Source organism: Geovibrio thiophilus (genome assembly GCF_004087915.1).
Taxonomy (GTDB): domain Bacteria; phylum Chrysiogenota; class Deferribacteres; order Deferribacterales; family Geovibrionaceae; genus Geovibrio; species Geovibrio thiophilus.
Window position 1 is genome coordinate 893,992 of the sequence record NZ_CP035108.1, and the last position, 22,058, is coordinate 916,049.

Below are 22,058 nucleotides of genomic sequence, written 5' to 3' on the forward strand. Positions count from 1 at the left end.
GTTATTTTACAGCTTTAACCACTGCGGATACCACATAGTCTTCAATGCTGCTGCCCGGAGACCACTCTGAGATAAACTCACGGCTTTCACCCTTAGGCTTTATGCTGATGCCGTGGAATCCGCTTCTGCGCATCATTTCCTCAAGATCTTTTATGTGAGACGCGCCCGCCATGCAGCCTGTGTACATTGCAAGGTTGTTTTTAACATCATCCGGCAATGCTGCTGTTGCCACTATGTCCGAAACGGCGATTCTGCCTCCCTTTTTCAGAACACGGAAGCATTCCCTGAAAACCTTTTCCTTATCAGGCGAAAGGTTTATTACGCAGTTGGATATTACTGCATCAACTGTGGAGTCGCCTGCGGGGAGGTTTTCTATTTCACCCAGACGAAAATCGACATTATTAAAGCCGCTCTCTTCGGCAGTTTTGCGTGCCTTGCTTACCATCTCCGGCGTCATGTCCACACCTATCACCCGCCCTTCGGCACCTACGGCTCTTGAGGCGAGAAAGCAGTCAATCCCGCCGCCGCTGCCCAAATCCAGAACGGTTTCGCCCTGTTTCAGCTCCGCTTCGGCTATGGGGTTGCCGCAGCCTAAGCCCAGATTGGCGCTTTCCGGGATGGATGCCAGCTCTTCCGCGGAATAGCCGAGGACAACAGAAATTGATTCTGCGTTTGCCGCTTTTCCGCTGCCGCAGCAGGATTCAGTCTCGCATCCGCACCCAGCGGGTTCAGCTACGGCGAATTTCCTGTAATTATTTCTCACTGCTGCTCTTATACCGTCTTTACCGCTTTGGTTCATGCTTAACCTCCGGATTTTTGACATTTATTTGTATTCTTCATGAGAATTTCTTATTTCTATATTTATAGAAATGAAAGTATGAAAATGCAAGTCAAAATTAAGTCAGATTTCGGAGGAGCCATGTCCAGAAAAAAAGTTCTTTTTGTATGCGTGCACAACAGCGCAAGGAGCCAGATGGCGGAAGCCCTGCTCAACAGCATTGCCCCTGACAGATTCATAGCGGAAAGCGCCGGGCTGACCCCGGGTACGCTGAACCCGTTTGCGGTGGAGGCGATGAAGGAGACGGGCATTGATATTTCAGAAAACACTGTGGACAGTGTTTTCGATTTTTTCAAAGAGGGCAAGGTGTTCAGCTATATCATCACTGTCTGCGACGCGGAAGCCGCTGAGAGATGCCCTCTCTTTCCCGGCGTTGAGGTAAGGAGAATCCATTGGACATTTCCCGATCCTTCCGCTGCCGGAGGCGGTCATGAGGAAAAGCTTCAGGCTGCAAGAGAAGCGAGGGATATGATCAGGGCGAAGCTTGAAGAGTGGCTTAAAACAGTGTAAATCTCTATTGCAGCCGGAGAATCCGTTCCGGCTGCATTCTTAATCTGCTAAATTATTCTTCCAATTCTTTTATTTTTATGGTTATCATAATGAAACTTCGGACACTTCATAGGGATGAAAAAAAACATATTCCGTCCTGACACAGGAGAAGAGTCAATGAAATCATCTGCAATTTTATTTTGCCTGTCAGTATTTTTGTTTTGGTCGACATCTGCCCGGGCTCAGGAAAAGGAAACCATCCATTTCGGCGTTGCCTCGGTTATTTCACCGGGCGAAAGCTACAGCCAGTACAGTGCCCTCAGTGAATATCTCGGGAAGAAGCTTAATATGAAGGTTGCGTTCTTTCAGAAGGACAGCTATGCCAAAATGAACTCAATGATACGGGAAGGAGAGGTGGATGTAGCCACTGTCTGTACCGGCGCTCTTCTCGATCTGAATGAAAAGGATTATAAAGTCCTTGCCATTCCTGTCGTGCGGGGCAAATCGTCTTATCATTCGTATATAATAGTTTCGGAGAAATCGGGCATTAAATCGGTTGACGGGCTTAAGGGACAGACATTCGCCTTTACCGACAGCCTTTCCAACAGCGGAGCGCTCTATCCCACCTACCTAATCACAAAGAACACTAATCAGAGTCCGGAACGTTATTTTTCAAAAGTCTACTACACCGGAAACCATGACAAGTCCATATTCCTTGTGAACAGCGGAGTGGTGGCGGGTGCGGCTGTGGACAGCCTGATATTTGAGTATTTCAGGGAAAAATATCCCGAAAAAGTTGCGAACATCCGCATTATTGATACTTCCCCTGAGTTTCTCGCGCCGCCAATTGTCGCTTCCGGCAAGGTTAATGACACGCTTTTTAAGAAAATGCAGAGCATACTGGTAAATATGCACAAAGACGATGAAGGGCGCAGGATACTCGGCGGCATTCTCGTCGACAGGCTTATTCCGCCGGACAGTCACAGTCTGGACAGCATGATAGAGATGAAGAAGTTTTTAGATGCGCATTCCCGCTAGATTCATCCCCGATTCCTTTCGGAACCGGGTTCTTATGCTGATAGTTTTTCTGGGGATTTCGGCTATGGTGCTTGAGCTTGCCATAGTCACATCCTTCCAGTACCAGTTCATACGCAGAGGGGCGGAGAATACACTCGCCAGCCAGCATAAGGTCATAGAGTCCTACATATCCGAGGCGATGCTCTATGACAATATCTTTGACATGTACTCCCTGCTGAAAGCCTCAACCGATGCCCACGAATTCATAAAGAATATTTACCTTTTCGACAGCTCCGGAAGGCTTGTTGTGGATGCCCTCACGGAGGGCGGCTGGGATGAGTCCATGCGTGAGGGCTGGTATTTTGAATATAAGATACTAGCTAAAAACGAAGTGATAGGCGAGGTGGTGTACGTTCTGAACAGCGGCTATGTAAATAATGCCGTTGCGCTTCAGTTTCTGGAAACATGTCTTTTCTTCCTTATTCTTCTGGGAGCGGGGCTTGTGTTCGCCACAAAAATATCCGTATTCATCACGGAGCCTCTTCTTTCACTTTCAAACGAGATAAACAAGTTTACTCTGGACAACCTGCCGGAAAAGATTGAAACGGATAAATACGCCACAACCGAGATAAAGGCTCTTGCGGAAACTCTGGGGAATATGTCTCGCACGCTCAAGGACGCCCTGAATGAGATTTACCGCCAGAGTGAACAGCTTAAAAGAAGCGAAAGGCTTGCTACAGTGGGAACAATGGCGGCGGGACTTGCCCACGAGCTTAAAAATCCTATTATGACAATAAATCTGCTTTCCATGAGCCTTAAGGAGAATCATTCAGACCCTCAGTCCGCGGAGGATCTCGCTGTTATGCGCAAAGAATCGGACAGGATAGTGGCGACGCTTAACGACTTCCTCAGCCTCTCCCGTCCCATGGAGGTGAAGCCTGAGAAAATTTCCGCTCATGCCGTAACAGCCTATCTTGTGCAGTATGTCAAAAGCAGATTTAAGGACAGCCTCACCGCCACGGTTCAGGCGGGAAGCAACATAGGCTTTGTGAGTGACCCTGAAAAGCTGTATCAGGTTATGATCAGCATGGTTCATAATTCCGCAGAGGCCGGAGCTACAAAGGTTCATTTCGGTTTCGGCAGGGAAAGCGGTTTTGCGGTGTTTGAAATTTCGGACAACGGATGCGGAATCCCGCAGGAGAAGCAGTCTAAGATCTTCATGCCGTTTTACACCTCCAAGGCGACCGGCACAGGGCTGGGGCTGACATATACAGAAATGATTCTGGAGATTCTCGGCGGCGGAATAGAACTGGATAAAGAATACTCAGGCGGTGCAAAATTCATTATAAAAGTGAAGGATCATGAAAAAGATACTGATAATTGATGATGATACGTCCCTCTGCTACGGCATGAAGCGGGTTCTCTCCGGCAGATACTCCGTTTCCACCGTCTCATCCTCGGAGGAGGCCTTCGAGCATCTGGGAAACGGCAGTTTCAGCCTTATTCTGCTTGATTACAGGCTGGGCTCCGAGAACGGTCTTGAGGTTCTGGAAAAAATAAAAGAGCTCTCCCGTACTGTTCCGGTGGTCATGCTCACCGCCTTCGGCACAAGTGACACCGTGCTTGACTCGTTTAAACTCGGAGCGGCGGATTTCCTCGTGAAGCCGGTTGATTATGAAGAGCTTACCGACTGCATAGAAAAGTACGCCCGCCCCGAAAAAATATCCTGCGGGGAGGATGCGCTGCCTGTGGAGGAGCTCGGTGAAACAGGCTCCGCCTTCGTGGGCTCATCACGCAAGATCCGCGACGTGTTCAAACTGATCGCCACAGTCGCAAACTCAAATACGCCAGTGTTCATAACAGGGGAAAGCGGGACGGGCAAGGAGTTGATAGCCGGTCTTGTTCATGAAAGGAGCCACCGCAGGGACAAGCCCTTTGTGGTGATAAACTGCGCGGCTATCCCCCGTGAGCTCCTTGAGAGCGAGCTCTTCGGGTATGTTAAGGGTGCGTTTACCGGAGCCCATCAGGACAGAACGGGCAAATTTGAAGCAGCCCACACCGGAACCCTGTTTCTGGACGAAATAGGGGAGCTGCCCGTGGAGCTTCAGTCTAAGATGCTGAGAGTGCTCCAGAACGGCACAATAGAGAGGCTGGGTTCAAATAAGTCCGTTCATGTGGACGTACGCATTGTTTCCGCCACAAACAGGAACATCGCAGAACTCATAGCCGCAGGGGAGTTTCGTTCGGATCTCTTCTACAGGCTGAATGTTGTGGACATAAAGCTTCCTCCCTTAAGGGAAAGAACGGACGACATACCGCCGCTTGCAGCGTTTTTTGCCGCGAAATATTCCCTTGAGGCGGGAAAAAGCATCTGCTGCATAGACAGGGAGGTGGTGGATATATTCAGAGCCTACTCTTGGCCGGGAAACATCAGAGAGATGCAGAACGTTATCAAAAAGGCGGTTATACTCTCCTCCTCAAACCGTATCACCGAATCGGACATACAGCTTGCGGGGCAGGAAGCGGAAAAGCCCGAGAGCAGCTCTGCCGCCGTGTGGGAATACTTTTTTGCAAAATTCCCGTCAGATACGCTTAACAGCAGCGTTGAGGAGCTGGAAAAGATACTCATAGAGAAAAGTCTGCTGAAAAACTCAAATCACCTGACACATACAGCTGAGGAGCTTGGAATAACCAGAGTAACCCTGAACGCGAAAATGAAGAAATACGGCATTAATATTTAACATTAATTTGTATAGTTTTTATACAAAATCGTATAGAAACTATACTTAGATATGTCTAATTATTCAGTTTTATCAATATGTTACAGTGACAGTACATGGCATCCGTTTTGCATTAAACGATTAAGTTAAGTTTAACTTAGGAGGAACGGATGCGTATAAGCAGAAGGAATTTTATTAAAGCTTCCGCCGCCGCAGGTGCCATAGCCGCGGTGGGCTGCGGTGTTTCCGGCAACGCCCTTGCCCCGGCAAAAGGCGAAAAGAAAATAGGCGAGGCTCCCGGCAAATGGATTTCCACATCCTGTCAGGGCTGTACAACGTGGGATCCAATACAGATTTTCGTTCAGGACGGAAGAGCAGTAAAGGTAAGGGGTAACCCCAACAGCAAGTCCAATCATGGAACATGCTGTCCAAGAGCGCACCTCACACTTCAGCAGGTCTATGACCCAGACAGAGTTAAAGTGCCGATGAAGAGAACAAACCCTAAAAAAGGCAGAGGCGTTGATCCCCAATTCGTGCCTATTTCATGGGACGAGGCTCTCAACACCATAGCGGATAAAATGATGGAGCTGCGCAACAACGGCGAGGCTCACAAATACATGCTGAACCGCGGGCGCTACACGCACATGAATGTTCTTATTTATGACGCGATGACAAAGATCTACGGTTCACCCAACAACATCAGCCACTCATCAATCTGTGCCGAGGCTGAGAAGTCCGGCTCATTCTTCACTGAAGGTCTCTGGGATTACCGTGATTATGACATGGTCAATACCAAGTTTATGCTGATCTGGGGTCTTGATCCGCTCAGCTCAAACCGTCAGGTTCCGTACACAATCAAAATGTTCGGTGATATTCTTGACCGTGCCAAGGTTGTGGTTGTTGATCCCAAGATGAACGCCTCATCCGCAAAGGCTCACGACTGGCTTCCAGTTATTCCCGGTGAAGACGGAGCGCTTGCTGTGGCTATGGCTCACGTTATCCTCACTGAGGGTCTTTGGTATAAAGAGTTTGTGGGTGATTTCAGCGATGGGGTAAACCGTTTTAAAATGGGTGAAACCGTTGCGGAAGACACATTTAAGGAGATCCAGACCAACGGTGTGGTCAAATGGTGGAACATAGAGCTTAAGGACAAAACCCCCGAATGGGCTGAGAAGCTCTGCGGTGTTCCTGCCTCTAAGATTTACCAAACGGCGCGGGATATGGCAAAAGCGGCTCCGAATGTTGCCGTATGGCTCGGACCGGGTGCGGCTATGCACGTGAGAGGAACTTACTCCGCCATGTCAGTTCACGCTCTCAGCGGACTGATGGGCAGCAGCGACAACATAGGCGGCTCACTGGCAGGAATGAAAGTTCTCGGTAACGGTCTTCAGAAGCTTGACGGCTATCTTGATGAAACAGCAAAGAAAAAGAATAAGAAAATAGACCAGAGAGGAACCCTTGCCTTTCCGGCGATGGCAAGCGGCAAACCGGGCAGCGGTGTTATCACGAATAACCTGCCCGATGCGATAATGGCTAAAAAACCCTATGACATCAAAATGGGTCTCGGCTATATGAACAACTTTCCCTTCTCCGGCACAGGCGCTCAGAGATGGGAGAAAATGTTCGCCGAAAACGAAATTTTCTATGTTCACCTCACAACCCATGCCTCAGAACTTACAATGTTCGCCGACATTGTGCTTCCTGCCGCTCAGACAACCACAGAAAAGTGGGCATACCTGAAGAACAAGGGCGGTCAGTTCGGTTACAGCACAATTCTTCAGCCTGTAATCAAGCCTGTATGGGACGTTAAGGCGGATGAAACGGAAATTCCTTTCCTTCTGGCGAAAAAGTTTGCCGAAAGGGGATTTACAAACCTTCTGGATTTTTACATGAACGAATTTAAAGATGTCGAAACCGGAAAAGCACCCGCAGACGAGAAAGAATTTACCGTAAACGCCGTGAAATACTATACCCAGCCCGCATGGGCAAACGCAGACCCCGCTCAGGGCGATGTGATCGGCTCATGGGAAAAATTCAAAGAGGTCGGTGTGTGGAACTCTGCTTCCTATAAATTCAAAGGGCGCTGGGGCAAATATAAAACCGTAACTCAGAAATTCGAGTTTTACAGCGAAACGCTTAAAAAAGCTCTCAATGAGCATGCCGCAAACAACAAAGTTGATGTGGATAAGGTTCTTGAGGTCTGCAATTACGAAGCCAGAGGAGAGAAAGCGTTTGTTCCTCATTATGAGTCTCCCTTCCGTTACGGAAGCATGGAAGAATATCCTTTCACCTTTGTTGATCATAAGTCACGTCTGAATAAGGAAGGAAGAAGCGCCAACTGTACATGGTACATGGAGTTCAAGAAGGTTGACGCAGGCGACGCAAGCTGGGAGGACGTTCTCAAGATGAATCCCGCAGATGCTCAGAAACTCGGTATTGCCGACGGCGGAATGGCGAAAATATCTTCCGTATCCGGAACATTCCTCACCAAAGTTCGCTACTGGGAAGGCATACGCCCGGGAACAGTGGCTAAGGCTTACGGTCAGGGGCATTGGGCATACGGTAAGGTCGCTTCCAAGAAGTTCGGCAAAGAGGCTTACACATTCAATAATAACGAGCTCATCCCCGCTGACTACGACAGGCTCACCGGAGCGACAGCAAGAAACGGCGGTCTTTGCGGCGTCAAAATCGAGAAGGCGTAAGGAGGTAGAAAATGGCTCAATACTGTATGGTAATAGATCTTCAGAAATGCGCAGGGTGCGGAGCGTGCGGAATCGCCTGCAAAACGGAAAACAACACCCCCGACAGAAAAAACGGGCAAACCTTCAACTGGGCTGATTACGTGATCAAGATGGAAGGCAGGTTCCCCGATGTGAGCTTCGCTGCCATCCCCGTTCTCTGCAACCACTGCTCAAACGCGGCATGTGTCGAGGCGTGCCCCGTTGAGCCCAAGGCGATGTTCAAAACGCCCGAAGGCATAACTATGCACAACGATGAACGCTGCATCGGCTGCCGTTCCTGTCAGATAGCATGCCCTTACAGCGCGGAGGATATTGAGGCTGAAAAAGCGGAGTACAGCGTAATCAGCTTTAACTTTGACGGTGAGGATGTGCAGTCCGCCTACACTTCAAAGGCAGCCCTTATTCCCGGCGGAACATCTGCAGGCGCTGAAATCGCTAAGAAAACCGGCGGGCTTCCTCCTTATAAAACAGACTACTCCCACCCTGAGTATGAGGCAGTGCGCAGAGCGGGTGTCACTGAGAAGTGCTACCTCTGCCACCACAGACTGATGGTTAATGAAAAACCATGGTGTGTGAAATCCTGCCCTTCAGGCGCAAGGGTTGTGGGTGATAAGAACGACCCGAGCAGCGAAGTAAGCAAACTGCTTGCGAAGTATCCCTCCATGGTGCTTAAACCCGAGGAAGGAACCAAGCCAAATGTTTACTATATAAGGAACTTTAAGGTGTAGCACACCTGCTGCGCTTTGAATAAACCATCGGCGGAGGGAAATCCCTCCGCCACTATTTATTTTTTATAACGGAGTGAATATGGAAACGAAATTCCCCGAAACGGCAGCGATAAAAACGGAAGCTTACAGGCTTCTCGCACTGTGTTTTTATCCGCCGAAAGAAACAGTACTGGAAGAGAAAACAATCACCGAATCCCTTGCCTGCGCCTTGGATTCGCTTGGAATACATAAAGAAGCGGAAGAGCTGAAAGCGGCTTTCGCCGAAACGCCTGAAGATGCTCTGGAGCTTGACTTCGCCAGACTGTTTGTCGGTCCCTTCGAGCTTCCCTGTCCGCCTTACGGTTCTGTTTATCTGGAAAAAGACAGGCAGATTATGGGGAAAACCACCATGGACGTAGCGGCGATATACGAAGCCGCGGGTCTTCAGGTTGAAGAGGAAATGCACGAGCCCGCAGATCACATAGCTATCGAGCTTGAGTTTATGCACCTGATGGATATACGCATAAGGAATGCTGAGCAGGCTGATAACAAAGAGGACGTCGATGCTTTGTCCGAGCTAAGGAGAATGTTTCAGGAATCATATTTCGTTCCGTTCGCGTCAAAATTCGCTGACGCAGTGGCAGAAAATGCCGAAACTTCATTTTACAGAGCGGTCGGCAAGGCTTTCAATAAATTCATTGCTTCCTGATATATAACGCCGACATGGTTTTCCCTCCATTTCCTGCCTGCTCTTTAACCGCAAAAGGGCGGGCAGGTTTTTTAGGCTATTCTTTTACGATTCCTTCACGCCATGCGTAAACGGCGGCTTGGGTACGGTCTGTTAAATAGAGCTTGCTCAGAATGTTGCTTACGTGGGATTTCACGGTTTTTTCCGAGATATTCAGGCGTGCCGCAATATCCATGTTTGACAAACCTTCCGCGATACGCTGGAGCACCTCCATCTCACGTTCGGTTAAATCTTCGTGGAGCTGGTTTTCCTGTGTCTTTGCCGCCCGAGCCCGTGTAACGACGGTCACAAGCGCCTTGGCGACGCGCGGACTGATGGTGCTTTCTCCCGCAGCCGCTTTCCGCACGGAGCGGATGAGGTCTTCAGGCGTTGTGTCCTTCAATATATAGGAGATTGCTCCTGCCTGTGTTGTAGGCACAACATATTCATCACCTTCGTGGGAGGTGACCATGATAATCTGGCTGCGCGGGCTGACCTTTTTAATCTGGCGCACGGTTTCGACCGCAGGCTGATCAGGCATGAACAGATCCAGCAGCACCACATCCGGCGCATGCTTTTCAGCGGCTTCCACCGCTTCGGCGCCTCCGGAGGCAACACCCATCACTTCAATATCTTCGGCAGTGGCGAGAAAGGCGGTTAATCCCTTGCGAACCATTGCGTGATCATCGGCAAGAATGAGTGTGATTTTCTCGGTCATGTCTCGTTCCTCCATGAGATCTTGATAAGAGTTCCGCTGTTTTCGGCGCTTTCGATTTCAAATTCTCCGCACGGCAAATGACGCGCCCTGTCACGCATTGAGGTAATGCCGAATCCTCCGGTTTTTTTGCCTGTATCAAACCCGCTGCCGTTATCGGTGATCGTCAGTACGGAAGCTGCGTGGTCGATTCTGCTTTCAATTATAATTTGAGAAGCACTGCCGTGACGAATTGCGTTCATCAGCGCCTCCTGCACAATCCGCAGCACATGATGCTCGGTGTGAGCGTTAAACCGGACAGAGTCAAAACAGCTTAATTCGATATTCACGCCGAAGCGCCGTCTGAAATCATCCGCAATCATGCCGATACGCTCAAAAAGTGATGTATCGTCGGTTCCTGCGGGGCGCAGTTGGGTGATGATCTCCATCAGATCGTGCTGCGCTTCCCGGGTAATGGTTTCAGCCTCAAGAATATGTTCCTGCGCTGCCTCCATCACCGCAGGCTTGGACTTGGCGGTCGCCAATTGCAGCCCCAGCGCGAAAAGTTTTTGTTTTACCGTGTCATGCAGTTCTCTCGCCACACGGCTGCGTTCGTCGCTTACCGCAAGATTTTGTTTCAGACTCAGATACATCTCCAAGTCCTGAGCCATGTCGTTGAGCTGTCGGCTGTGCCTTATGAGCACATCGTCATCCGGCAGCTCGATACGCGGCTCAAAGTTGCCCTGCCGCCAGCTTTCCGTGACCTCATTCATTTTCTGAAGCTGTTTTGTTACATAGCGGGAGGCTATCAAACCGCAGGCGATGCCGATAGGTATAGAGAGCAAAAGTAAATTATCGGTGATGAACATAAGAAAATGAAAGATACTTTTGATCTGCACCCAAAGATTAAATTCTGCGATATATAATATACGCAAACGTCCGATAACAGTTCCGCTGCTGTCAGTTACGGGCATGTCCACCCAGATGGAACCGTTTTCTGTCAGCCGCTTGGAGCTGCTTTGTGCGGCAGGCAGTTGCTGTTGCTGTTGCAGAAGAAACTCGTGTGCGGCTTTTTCGGGAAGGTCGACAGGGTCAGACATCAGGAGGCGATCATTTTTATCGGTAATCTGAATATACACTTCGGGGAGGCTGGAATTGGTAATGCGGTATATCGCAATGCCGTCGTCATTATCTTCTGTTATGTTTATCAGTTTTTTACGGATGTTATCCCGTGCTTTATCCAGCCATTCAGTATTATCCGTGTCACGGATTCCCTGTGAGATAATGAGTTTCTCGTCGGCTGCAAGTCTTTCAATATTTTCAGGGGTTATGGCTGCGCGGAAATCTCTGTAATCACTCATTCCGTATTGCATCACTATAACCAGTGACATTGCGCAGATTGCGAGCAGGGAATAACTTACGGCAAGCTGGAACCACAGGCGCTTCGTAAAGGTCAGGCAGTACTCAATCCATTTCTTCATTCCTTCACTATACGGATTTTATTTTGAAAAAACATCATCCTTGAGGCGGATATATTATTTTTTAAAGACTCTCCGCCTTAAGACCGATGCGCCCAAAATAATACCTCTCTATACTTCGGTTCACAAAGCACAAATATAATCCGAACCGGAGGATCATCCTATGTTGTACAATTTACGTTCAATCGTATTCACAAGCCTGTTGCTTGCCATTTTAACAGCCGGAGTAAGAGCAGAGGAAAAAGACTGGAACTATAGTGTGGGCGGCGGAGTGATGTACGGCGCCGCATATGAAGGTTCCGACAAGTATGTGGTTAAAGCTGTTCCCGATGTTTCCGTTGAATATAAGGAAGGGGTATTCTTTGCGGGTATTATGGGCGGAATCGGCGGTTACCCCGTTCTGACTGAAGATTATAAGCTCGGCGCGGCGGTAGGTTTTGATTTCGGGCGTTCCGAGGATGATGACAAAGGCAACCTCCGCGGAATGGGTGATATAGACATGTCCGCAACTCTCAGCCTCATGGGTGAATACAGCTTCGGTCCTTTGCAGGTTTCAGGCAAAGCCACAAAAGGAACCGAGGACTACGGCACAACTGCGACTGTGGAGCTCGGAACGATGTTTCCCATTGGCGACAAGCTGATGATCATGGCATCGGTCGGTTCCACATGGGCGGATAATGATCATATGGAGAGCTATTTCGGCGTTTCACAAAAGCAGGCGGCACGTTCAACATACAGCCGCTATGATGCCGAAGCCGGGCTCAAATCGGTAGGCTTCGCCCTAGGAGCGTTTTATAACATCACTGAAAGCTGGGATGTTAAGCTTATGATAAACGGAGATCAGTTTCTCGGTGATGCGGCAGACAGCCCTTTAACAAAAGATGATTTTAATCCGTCCGTATTTTTTACAACAGGTTTCAATTTCTAATTGACCGAAAGCGTGAGAAAAAGCCTTCAATTTCAACCAGATAAAGCAGGAACGATGAAAAATAATATATTAACAATATCTCTTGTCATTGCGGTGTTTGCCGCAGCCGCCGTCTTTTGGATGCTGAAAAACCCGGGTAAAAAGGAAACGCCGAAGGCGTCTGTGTCTGCGGTTCTCACTGTCAGTGAAGCAGCAGTAACCGAGGCGGAATGGACGGAGAGCATAAAAGCCACAGGGCAGGTTGCCGCTTGGCAGGAAGCCGTTATCGGTACGGAAATTTCCGGACAAAGACTGATCGCTGTTCCGGCTGATGTGGGCGATGTCGTGAAAAAGGGGCAGGTTCTGGCAAAATTCAACTCCGAAACGCTTCTGGCTGAATACGCTGAGCTGGAAGCAAATTGGATAGCCGCGGAATCAAACCGGAAGCGCGCGCTGAATCTTAAGGTCTTTGACGCAATCAGTGAGCAGTCTGTCGAGGATTACATCAATAAGGCGGCAGTGGCGAAGGCACAGATGGACGCAAAGGCGCTGCACCTGAAATATACAAATATCACCGCCCCGGATGACGGGGTTATCAGCGTCCGAAATGCAACACTGGGAGCAGTGGGGGCGGCGGGCGAAGAGTTGTTCAGGCTTATCAGACAAAACAGGCTTGAATGGCGTGGTGAACTGACTGCAAATCAGGCTGCGCATATAGTCAAAGGGCAATCCGTTATTCTTGCCCTGCCGAACGGAGACAAGGCGGAGGGGACGGTAAGACAGATCGCGCCCTCTTTCGATCCTGAAACCCGTCTGATTACAGTGTTTGTTGATATTAAAGCAGGGAGCGGCGCTCAGGCAGGGATGTACGCAGAGGGACAGATCCGGCTCGGAAAGCGAACCGCCCTGAAGGTTCCCGCGAAGAGCGTTGTCATCCGTGACGGGCACAGCTACGTTTTCAGCATCATCAGCAATGCTTCCGGCGCGGCGGTAAGCCGGCATGAGGTCATGCTCGGGCAGACACGGGGAAATGAAGCTCAGATATTATCCGGTTTGTCCAAGGGCATGCGCATTGTTTTACAGGGCGCCGGATTTTTAAATGACGGGGATATTGTAAGAATTTCTGCTGAAAAAGGCGGTCGGGAATGAATTTTGCCACATGGTCGATACAAAATCCCATCCCGCCGATACTGCTGTTCATGCTTCTCACACTGGCGGGGCTTTATGGTTTCAATAAATTCACAATTCAGGATTTGCCGGATATTGAGTTTCCTGAAATAGAAGTATCTTTGTCTCTCCCCGGCGCTGTTCCCTCTCAGCTTGAAACAGAAGTCGCCCGTAAGGTTGAGGATTCCATTGCCGGAGTTTCCGGCGTGAGGCATATATCAACTTCAATCACAGAAGGCAGCGTTTTAATCTCCGTAACATTTGTTCTGGAAAAAGCGGTCTCTGACGCTCTCATAGAAACAAAAGACGCTGTTGAACGCATCCGGTCAGACCTGCCGGCTGACCTTGAATCTCCGATAGTCTCTGCCGCGCGGATCAGCAATGATTCCTTAATGACATATGCCGTCTCTTCCTCAAGCCTGAACGAAGAAGCCCTGTCATGGTTTGTGGACGATACTCTGGGGAAAATCTTTATGTCTGTGAACGGCGTGGGGCGTTTCAGCAGAGTCGGCGGGGTCAGCAGAGAGATCAGGATTGAAGTCGATCCGGTTAAGCTGGCATCGCTGAATGTCACTGCGGCTGATGTTTCAGAAGCCGTAAGGCGGGTTCAGCTCGAATCTTCAGGCGGACGAATCAATATAGGTCAGGCGGAGCAGTCTGTAAGGACAATCGCGACTGCGGCACTGGCATCAGATTTGAATGCTCTGCCTGTTGCGCTCCCTGACGGGCGCTATCTCAGGCTGGATCAGGCGGCGAATATCTCAGATACTTACGCCGAGCGCACAGAGGCTGCCCTGTTAAACGGCAGGGAGAGTGTCGCATTCCGGATATACGGCTCAAAGGGGGCAAATGAAGTAAAGATAGCAGAAGATGCTGCCCTGATCATTGAGCGCCTGAAACAGGAATACCCTGATTTAACGATTACTCCCGTTGTAAATTCTGTTACCTATACGCTGGAGCAGTACGAAGGCTCCATGCGCATGCTGTATGAGGGTGCTGTCCTTGCCGTCATAGTGGTCGGATTTTTCCTGCGTGACTGGCGTGCGACAATTATTTCAGCGTCGGCTCTGCCTTTATCAATCATCCCCACTTTCGGGATCATGTACTGGCTAGGTTATTCTCTCAATACTCTTTCTCTTCTTGCTTTGGCTGTTGTAGTGGGCATCCTGATTGATGATGCCATTGTGGAGGTGGAGAACATAGTGCGTCATAAGCGGATGGGGAAATCCACTCTTGCCGCCACAAAGGATGCGGTAAATGAAATTGCTCTGGCGGTGATCTCCACAACTATGACGATTGTCGTCGTGTTTCTGCCGACTGCTCTCATGGGAGGCGTTACGGGGCTTTTCTTCAAACAGTTCGGCTGGACAATCGTTATCTCAGTCCTGATGTCACTGATGGTGGCTAGGCTGCTGACTCCTCTGATGGCAGCGTATTTCCTGAAAAACGACAGTCATTACCGGCATGAGGAAGACGGTTTTATTATGAGGAAATATCTTGATGCCGTGCGGTGGTGCCTGATTCATAAAAAGAAAACCCTGTTCATGGCAGCGGCTTTTTTCGGAGTATCTCTTTTTTTGGCGGCTCAGCTTCCTGCGGGTTTTGTTCCGTCTTCCGATCAGGGATACACAAACCTGAGCATCGAACTGCCTCCGGGGAGCACTCTGGAGGACACATTGGCAACTACTGAAACTGTCCGCAAGTCTTTATTGAAAGTGAAAGGGATCGAAAATATTTTTGCGGTGGCGGGTTCAGCAGAAGAAGGAGGTGTGGGAGACCTGCGCAAAGGATCAATGATTTTAACTTTCCTGCCGAAGGACAAACGTCCGCCGCAAGGCGTTATTGATGCTGAGATCAGAAAAATACTGCCTGAGATACCGGGCGCCAAATTTACACTGAAAAACGACGGACCCGGTGAAGATTTTTCAATCCTTCTTTCGGGCGGGAGCATGGGCGCTTTGACTGATACTGCTGCGTCTCTGGAAAAAGAACTGCGCGGGATAAAAACCTTATCCAATGTTAACTCGACCATCAGTCTCCAGCGTCCGGAGATCAATATCCGTCCGGATTTTGCCAGAGCCGCTGAATTGGGAATAACGACAGAGGATATAGCCGATACGGTGCGCATAGCGACTTCAGGCGATTTTGATCCTTATCTCTCCAAGCTGAATCTTGATAACAGACAGATTTATATCCGGGTACGCATGGCGGAGGACGAGTTGCAGGATATTGATACTATTGCGGGTCTTCGTATTCCCTCCCGCGCGGGGCAGACGGCGCTTTCCGGTATAGCGGAAATTTCCATAGGCAACGGTCCGTCACAGATAGACCGTTACGACCGCCGGCGGTATGTCACCGTCAGCGCGGACTTGGACGGTATGTCACTCGGGCAGGCTCTGGAACAGGCAATGGCGCTGCCGTCCATAGCAAATATGCCTTCCGGTGTGAAATTGATAGAAACGGGTGACGCCGAATTCATGAATGAGATATTCTCCGGTTTCAGCACTGCCATGCTCACCGGAGTCCTGTGCGTATTCTGTGTTCTGGTGCTTTTGTTCAAAGACTTTTTTCAGCCGGTAACAATTCTCTCCGCCTTGCCTCTGTCTTTCGGCGGGTCGATTATCGCGCTTTTGATAATGGACGGAGAGGTGAACCTGCCCGCATTGATCGGCATTATCATGCTGATGGGAATTGTCACCAAGAATTCCATCCTGCTTGTGGAATACACAATAGTCGGGATGAAGGAAAGGGGGATGGAGCGCTGTGAGGCTGTTATTGACGCCTGCCATAAGCGGGTACGTCCCATCGTCATGACGACAGTCGCCATGATTGCGGGAATGGCTCCCATAGCCATCGGGATGGGCGGCGATAAGTTCAGGCAGCCTATGGCGGTTGCGGTAATCGGCGGATTGATCACATCCACGGTTCTCAGCCTTCTGATCGTTCCGGTTGTTTTTACTTATATCAATGCCGCTGAGGGCTGGTTCGCAAGGCGGATCCGGAACATTAATATTTCTCCGGAAGAGTCTGAGCGGGGATAATGTAAGTATATGTTCCGCTTCGCCGTATAATACGCCGAAACGGAACATATCGCAGAAATAGATATTACCCGACTTTTATCACAAAGTTTTTGGTCTCAAGAAAATGCTCAAGCTGTTCGGCGCCGCGGTCTTTGCCGAAGCCTGATTCCTTATATCCGCCGAAGGGAAGGGCGCTGTCATCAGGATCGTGGCAGTTTACGCCGACGGAGCCCGCCTTAATCTGCGGAACAATACGCATAGCCCGGCTTATGTCGTCGGTCCAGACACTGGCTGCCAGACCGTATATGTTATCGTTTGCCATGCGTATAACCTCCTCTTCGGTTTTGAAGGAAGCTATGCAGAGAACAGGTCCGAAGATTTCCTCCTGCATCACAGTCATGCCGTTTTTGCAGTCGGCAAACACTGTAGGCTCCACAAAATAGCCCGGACGGTCAACAGCTTTTCCGCCGCAGACGAGGCGCGCGCCCTCATCCACACCCTTTTTGATGTAGCCGAGGATCGATTCCTGCGCTCCCTTGGAGATAACCGGTCCCATGTCGCACTCGGGATCAAGCCCGGGGTGAAGGCGAATGCTTCCAGCCACTGCGGCAACAGCTTCCACAGTTTCATCGTAAATGCTTTCATGAACATACATCCGTGAGCCTGCGCTGCATATCTGACCGGAGTTATAAAAAATGCTGTAGCGTGTCGCGTCCGCAACGGTCGCAACATCAGCGTCCTCAAACACCAGTATCGGCGACTTGCCGCCAAGCTCCAGCGTCATGCGGGTCATATGCCTGAGCGCGGCGTATCCCACTTCACGACCGACTTCGGTTGAGCCGGTGAAAGACACTTTATTTACCTGCGGGTGTCCGGCGAGGTATTTGCCTATCACGCTGCCGGAGCCGGTAATAATATTGATTACACCCTTGGGAATGCCCGCTTTCTCACAAAGCGAGGCGAAAAAGATCATGCTGAGCGACGTGAGCTGAGCAGGTTTAAGCACTATGGTGCAGCCCACAGCCAGAGGCGCTGCGAGCTTCCACACAGCCATGTTCAGCGGCCAGTTCCATGGAACAATCGCAGCCACAACGCCTACTGGCTCTTTAAGGGTGCAGGAAAAGTACTGACCGGGAATGGATACTTGAGAAGTGTTCCCGCGGATTTTCGTTGCCCAGCCAGCCATATATCTGAGCAGGTCAGCGGCTCCGAGAACATCGTAATCTATGCAGCCCTGAAGCGCTTTTCCGTTATCCAGAGTCTCAAGCTCAGCTATGGTTCTTACGTTTTCTTCCAGAAGATCCGCAAGCCTGTGCATTATTCTCTGGCGTTCGTTAGGCTTCATGGCTGCCCACGGACCTGAGTCGAAAGCGGAGCGGGCGGCGGCTACCGCCCTGTCTACATCATCGCAGGTGGCAGAAGGTATTGTGCTGAGCAATCCGCCCGTGGACGGTTCATATACATTGATAACTTCTCCTGATGAAGAAGCGCACCATGCGCCGTCAATATACATTTGAGGAACGGCGGCAAGAAATTCCTGCGCCTTGGCACTGACTTTGTACTTCGTAATCATTTCCCGTACGGCTGCATCCATTTACTTTTCCTCCTTAAAGACTTTGTACAGCTTGCGCTGCTAAATGCTTTTAAATGTATCCTCAAGCCTGTTCAGAACCTCATCCAGAAGATTGTAGGGGATGTTCAGCGCCGGCTCTATGCGTATCGCTTTTGCGTTTGTGAGTGTGCCTGCGGTGAGAACCTTCTTCTTAAAAAGACCGGAAGCGACTTGATAACCGGTTTCATCAGTGGGAAACTCCATGCCGATAAGCAGTCCCATTCCGTGGTAGTCCTTGAGGATGTGGGGGTATTTCTTTTGCAGTCCGCCGAGAGCCTTCATAACATACTCGCCCTTTTCGGCTGCCTGAGCAGGCAGATCCTCTTCTATCATAACATCTATATAAGCAAGAGCCGCAGCGCATGCCAGCGGGTTGCCGCCGGTGGTTGAGGTGTGCATAAACGGATTGGGCTCCATCACTTTCCATATTTTAGGATTGGTTATGAACGCTGAAATGGGCATTACCCCGCCGCCCAGTGCCTTACCCAGAGCCATGATGTCGGGAACAACATCCCAGTTGTCCAGTCCGAACAGCTTGCCTGTTCTTCCGAGTCCGGTCTGCACCTCATCAGCTATGAGAAGCACACCGTATTTATCGCAGATCTGTCTCACACGGCGCCAGTAATCATCAGGCGGAACCACGGCTCCAGCCTCGCCCTGAACAGGTTCGGCTACGAAAGCCGCAATATCGTCGCCTACCTGTTCGGCTATGGCGAGCTGCTGCTCAAGGGCATCCGCATCACCGAAGGGAACATGGCGGACATTTCCTATGAGCGGCATAAGCGGTTTCCTGAAAACGCTTTTTCCCATAAGGGAAAGCGAGCCCAGAGTTTTTCCGTGGAAGCCCGCGGTGGTTGAAATGAAGCCTGATTTGCCGGTGTAAAACTTAGCCAGCTTCATAGCTCCCTCTATCGCCTCGGTTCCGCTGTTTATGAAAAACATATTCTGGAGATCTCCGGGGGTGAGGTGAGCCAGCACCTTTCCCAGATGGGCACGGAGGGGATCGAGCATTTCCTGTGAATACTGGGGGCTGCGGTCAAGCTGGGCTTTCACTGCGGCGACGATTTTAGGATGCCTGATTCCCGCTGAGTATATTCCGAATCCGCCGAGAACATCAATAAACTCACGCCCCAGCGCGTCGGTCATTATAGAGCCCTGTCCCTTCCATTCGGCCACGGCAAATTCCCCTGCCTCGGTAACGGATTTGCGGTACTCCAGAAATCCTTTATTAATATACCCGGCGAAGTTCTCCGCAACTTCCTTGGCGACACGCTGGCGTTCCTCAAGGGTTACCTCGCTTTCGGGCTTTTTAATAAGCTCAACCATGCGGGACGCTTCTTCTTTGGCGTATTTAATATTACGGAATATGTTCATGCTTCTGTGCTGAGGCGCAAATTCAGAAGCTGTATTCTGATCATTCATAAAAATGGCTCCTTGTTCTTGTTTTGGTGTACCGAGCGAAAAATAATAAAACTTTTCTTCCTGACTTACCGAAGCAGAACCCATGCCATTTTTAAGTGATCAGGATTGATATAAGCGCTATTTGGTTTATAAATAAGAGGAAAGATAAAGATTTGCTGTCCGTTCCCGTCTCCTTACGCAAAAACAGGCGGCAGTCTCAGCGGATTAATACGTGAGCATGATGCAGTTTTGCATCATGATGGAGGCTATAATTCGATTTTATACTTTTGCAGCTTTCTGGCGATGGTTGATTGGTTTACGCCGAGAGCCTTCGCCGCCTTGTGCTGGCTGCCGTATTCCTTTACGGCGTTTGACAATATCGACCTTTCGTAGGAGTCCATCGCCTCCTGAAGGGATATGTTTCCGGCGGGAAGCATTTCGATAACAACGGTTCCCTGCATTCTCTGAGGCAGATCCTGAATGCCGAGAAGATCAGTCTCGGACATAACAACCATGCTTTCGCATATATTGACCAGCTCCCTGACGTTTCCGGGCCAGCTGTATGAATGCAGAATATCAAGGGCGGCGTTTGATATGCGCTTTTTAACCCCTCTTTTCGCGCTGAAGAGATCCAGATAGTGGCGCACAAGGAAAATAATACATTCCCTGCGCTCACGCAGCGGCGGAACATGAAGCTGAATAACGTTAAGCCTGTAAAAGAGATCCAGCCTGAACTTGCGATCCGCTACCATTTTTTCAAGGTTCCTGTGAGTGGCGGCAAGAATCCGCACATTGAGCGATCTTGATTTTGTCGCTCCCAGACGGGTAACTCTTCCGTCCTCAAGAAACCTCAGCAGCTTTACCTGTGAGGCAAGGGGAAGCTCGGCTATTTCATCCAGAAAAAGCGTGCCGCCGTCAGCCATCTCCAGATACCCGGGCTTTGCCGCCTGAGCGCCTGTGAACGCTCCCTTTTCATGCCCGAAAAGCTCTGATTCAATTAAGGATTCAGGTATTGCCCCGCAGTTGATTTTTATGAGCGGCTTCAGGCTTCGGGAGGAGTTCTGGTGTATGAGATCGGCGAAAAGTCCTTTTCCCGTGCCCGATTCGCCGAGGATAAGCACGGTGGAGTCAGACGTGCTCGCCTTAAGCGCTCTGGCGAGAGATTTCACCATAGCCGGACTTTTTGCGATTATCTGTATGGACTTAAGCTCAGACTGCTGCATCTGCACCATTTCATTCTGGAGCTGGCTGCTGAGTGCCGCCTGCTCCTCCAGCTTGCGCTGAAGATCGTCTATTTCAGTAATATCACGCTCGGAGACAACAACCCTGAAAAGCTCACCGGATTCGTCAAACACAGGGATGCCCGTTTTGATGATCTTCCTGCCGTCATCGGTCATTTCGAGCATGTTTACCACTTCTTTATGCTTAAGCACCCTTGCCGCCGCAGACTGCTTCAGCATTCTTGCGTCCAGAAGATCCGCTATATGAAGCCCCACGACCTCTCCGGACTTCAGGTTGCTTATCCTCTCGGAGGCGGGGTTTATGCGGAGAATAACCCCGTCCTTATCGCACACTGTAAGACCTTCGGATGTTGCGTTAAGGATGGCGGAAAGCTCTCTGGAAAATTCCTTGAAGCTCTGCATCGCTCTTGAGACGGCTTCAAGCTCGGTATTCGGGCTGAATATGCACACTGCGCCTATGACGTCGGATTCAGCGAAGATCGGGCGCACATTGACCGTGTACTCCAGCTCTCCCTTGTTTATGTGTATTTCGGTTTTGGCTCTTTTGTTTTTCAGAACAGTCTGAACCACTTCCCACAGCGCAGGATAATGGTTGCAGAGGAGGTGCCCGGGGAATATATCCAGATTATTTTTTGTCACCATATCCGCAAGAATCACGGTTCCGTTGAGGTCAACAGTTATAACGCCGTCGCCGCCTATATCCACCTGTGTTTTATGAAAAGCCTCCAGATGGAGTTTGCCGGTATTTTCAAAATTATCCGAGAAGGAGCGCCGTTCGCTGTTGTCCATGATTATCTCCGGAGCGGGCAAAAAAGCTTCTGTTGTAATAAGATATTGCGAAATAAAACGTTTTGCCCGTATTTTCGTGAGTTTAGAGCCCTTGTGATGCAATTTTACATCAATGATGCAGTGTGGAATCATTTTCGTCAATATACTTCTTGCTTCCTCCGCTCCTTTTTTAATCTGCGGATACGCAAAACGCGCTGCCCGTTTTCCGCGCGGAAAATATTACGATAACGCAAAGCATGTTAAACAGACGGACAGAGCAGAGAAAACCCGTGTGAAACATGGTTAATTTCATTCTCCGGCAAACCGCCGTCCGAACATGGAAATAAGCATGCTTTCATTTTTACGGCTTTTTCTTTGTGGCATGCAATGTGCTTAAAACTAAGTGGCTGAACTCTGCCGTTGTCACACAGAAAGCACATAACGGATCGGCTGAATACCACTTATTATTTTTTTTCGTAGCGGGCAGACACTTACTCACGATTTTGCTAATTATAGCCTGATGACTTATAT

General features: G+C 49.8%; 16 protein-coding genes. 10 read left to right on the forward strand and 6 right to left on the reverse strand.

Annotated elements, in window-relative coordinates; translation table 11 throughout:
- Nucleotide 1: 1 nt before the first annotated feature.
- Nucleotides 2-799 carry an arsenite methyltransferase gene (arsM, locus tag EP073_RS04190; protein ID WP_128465922.1) on the reverse strand — a complete coding sequence of 266 codons (798 nt, stop codon included), beginning with the start codon at nt 797-799 and terminating at the stop codon, nt 2-4.
- Between the two features lie 120 nt (nt 800-919).
- Here arsM and EP073_RS04195 point away from each other — a divergent pair, with 120 nt between their 5' ends.
- The 7 genes from EP073_RS04195 (at nt 920) to EP073_RS04225 (ending at nt 9,221) form a co-directional block, all read left to right on the forward strand.
- Entirely contained in the window at nt 920-1,348 is a 429-nt protein-coding gene (locus EP073_RS04195; protein WP_128465923.1) for an arsenate reductase ArsC, read from the forward strand.
- 156 nt (nt 1,349-1,504) lie between these two features.
- Nucleotides 1,505-2,365, forward strand: coding sequence for a substrate-binding domain-containing protein (locus tag EP073_RS04200; RefSeq protein ID WP_164885266.1), 861 nt, complete (start codon nt 1,505-1,507; stop codon nt 2,363-2,365).
- Between the two features lie 34 nt (nt 2,366-2,399).
- A complete protein-coding gene (locus EP073_RS04205; protein WP_164885267.1) occupies nt 2,400-3,728 on the forward strand; it encodes an ATP-binding protein in 1,329 nt (442 codons plus the stop codon).
- A complete protein-coding gene (locus tag EP073_RS04210) occupies nt 3,706-5,085 on the forward strand; it encodes a sigma-54-dependent transcriptional regulator (RefSeq protein WP_128465926.1) in 1,380 nt (459 codons plus the stop codon). Before EP073_RS04205 ends, EP073_RS04210 begins: the two co-directional genes overlap by 23 nt.
- Before the next feature lie 149 nt (nt 5,086-5,234).
- On the forward strand, nt 5,235-7,766 hold the full coding sequence (locus tag EP073_RS04215) for a molybdopterin-dependent oxidoreductase (protein ID WP_128465927.1): 2,532 nt from the start codon (nt 5,235-5,237) through the stop codon (nt 7,764-7,766).
- A gap of 11 nt (nt 7,767-7,777) precedes the next feature.
- Nucleotides 7,778-8,533, forward strand: a complete 756-nt coding sequence (locus EP073_RS04220) for a 4Fe-4S dicluster domain-containing protein (protein ID WP_128465928.1) — start codon at nt 7,778-7,780, stop codon at nt 8,531-8,533.
- 79 nt (nt 8,534-8,612) lie between these two features.
- A complete protein-coding gene (locus EP073_RS04225; protein WP_128465929.1) occupies nt 8,613-9,221 on the forward strand; it encodes a TorD/DmsD family molecular chaperone in 609 nt (202 codons plus the stop codon).
- A gap of 76 nt (nt 9,222-9,297) precedes the next feature.
- Here EP073_RS04225 and EP073_RS04230 read toward each other — a convergent pair whose 3' ends face one another.
- Entirely contained in the window at nt 9,298-9,957 is a 660-nt protein-coding gene (locus EP073_RS04230; protein ID WP_128465930.1) for a response regulator, read from the reverse strand.
- On the reverse strand, nt 9,954-11,414 hold the full coding sequence (locus tag EP073_RS04235; RefSeq protein ID WP_128465931.1) for a sensor histidine kinase: 1,461 nt from the start codon (nt 11,412-11,414) through the stop codon (nt 9,954-9,956). The genes EP073_RS04230 and EP073_RS04235 overlap by 4 nt, the downstream gene beginning before the upstream one ends.
- A gap of 160 nt (nt 11,415-11,574) precedes the next feature.
- On the opposite strand from EP073_RS04235, the gene EP073_RS04240 reads away from it, so the two are divergent.
- From EP073_RS04240 to EP073_RS04250, 3 genes are read left to right on the forward strand one after another with little or no spacing between them, the layout of a single operon-like run.
- Nucleotides 11,575-12,339, forward strand: a complete 765-nt coding sequence (locus EP073_RS04240; protein WP_128465932.1) for a MipA/OmpV family protein — start codon at nt 11,575-11,577, stop codon at nt 12,337-12,339.
- Nucleotides 12,340-12,393: 54 nt separating this feature from the next.
- The gene (locus tag EP073_RS04245; protein WP_128465933.1) at nt 12,394-13,467 is read left to right on the forward strand and encodes an efflux RND transporter periplasmic adaptor subunit; all 1,074 of its coding nucleotides are present in this window, start codon (nt 12,394-12,396) and stop codon (nt 13,465-13,467) included.
- On the forward strand, nt 13,464-16,526 hold the full coding sequence (locus EP073_RS04250; RefSeq protein ID WP_128465934.1) for an efflux RND transporter permease subunit: 3,063 nt from the start codon (nt 13,464-13,466) through the stop codon (nt 16,524-16,526). Before EP073_RS04245 ends, EP073_RS04250 begins: the two co-directional genes overlap by 4 nt.
- Before the next feature lie 64 nt (nt 16,527-16,590).
- On the opposite strand, the gene EP073_RS04255 is transcribed toward EP073_RS04250, so the two are convergent.
- The 3 genes from EP073_RS04255 to EP073_RS04265 form a co-directional block, all read right to left on the reverse strand.
- Nucleotides 16,591-18,099 carry an aldehyde dehydrogenase family protein gene (locus EP073_RS04255; protein WP_128465935.1) on the reverse strand — a complete coding sequence of 503 codons (1,509 nt, stop codon included), beginning with the start codon at nt 18,097-18,099 and terminating at the stop codon, nt 16,591-16,593.
- Between the two features lie 39 nt (nt 18,100-18,138).
- On the reverse strand, nt 18,139-19,539 hold the full coding sequence (locus tag EP073_RS04260) for a putrescine aminotransferase (protein WP_206617494.1): 1,401 nt from the start codon (nt 19,537-19,539) through the stop codon (nt 18,139-18,141).
- A gap of 245 nt (nt 19,540-19,784) precedes the next feature.
- Nucleotides 19,785-21,548 (reverse strand): sigma 54-interacting transcriptional regulator, encoded by a 1,764-nt coding sequence (locus EP073_RS04265; protein WP_128465936.1) that lies wholly within the window; start codon nt 21,546-21,548, stop codon nt 19,785-19,787.
- Nucleotides 21,549-22,058 lie beyond the last annotated feature (510 nt).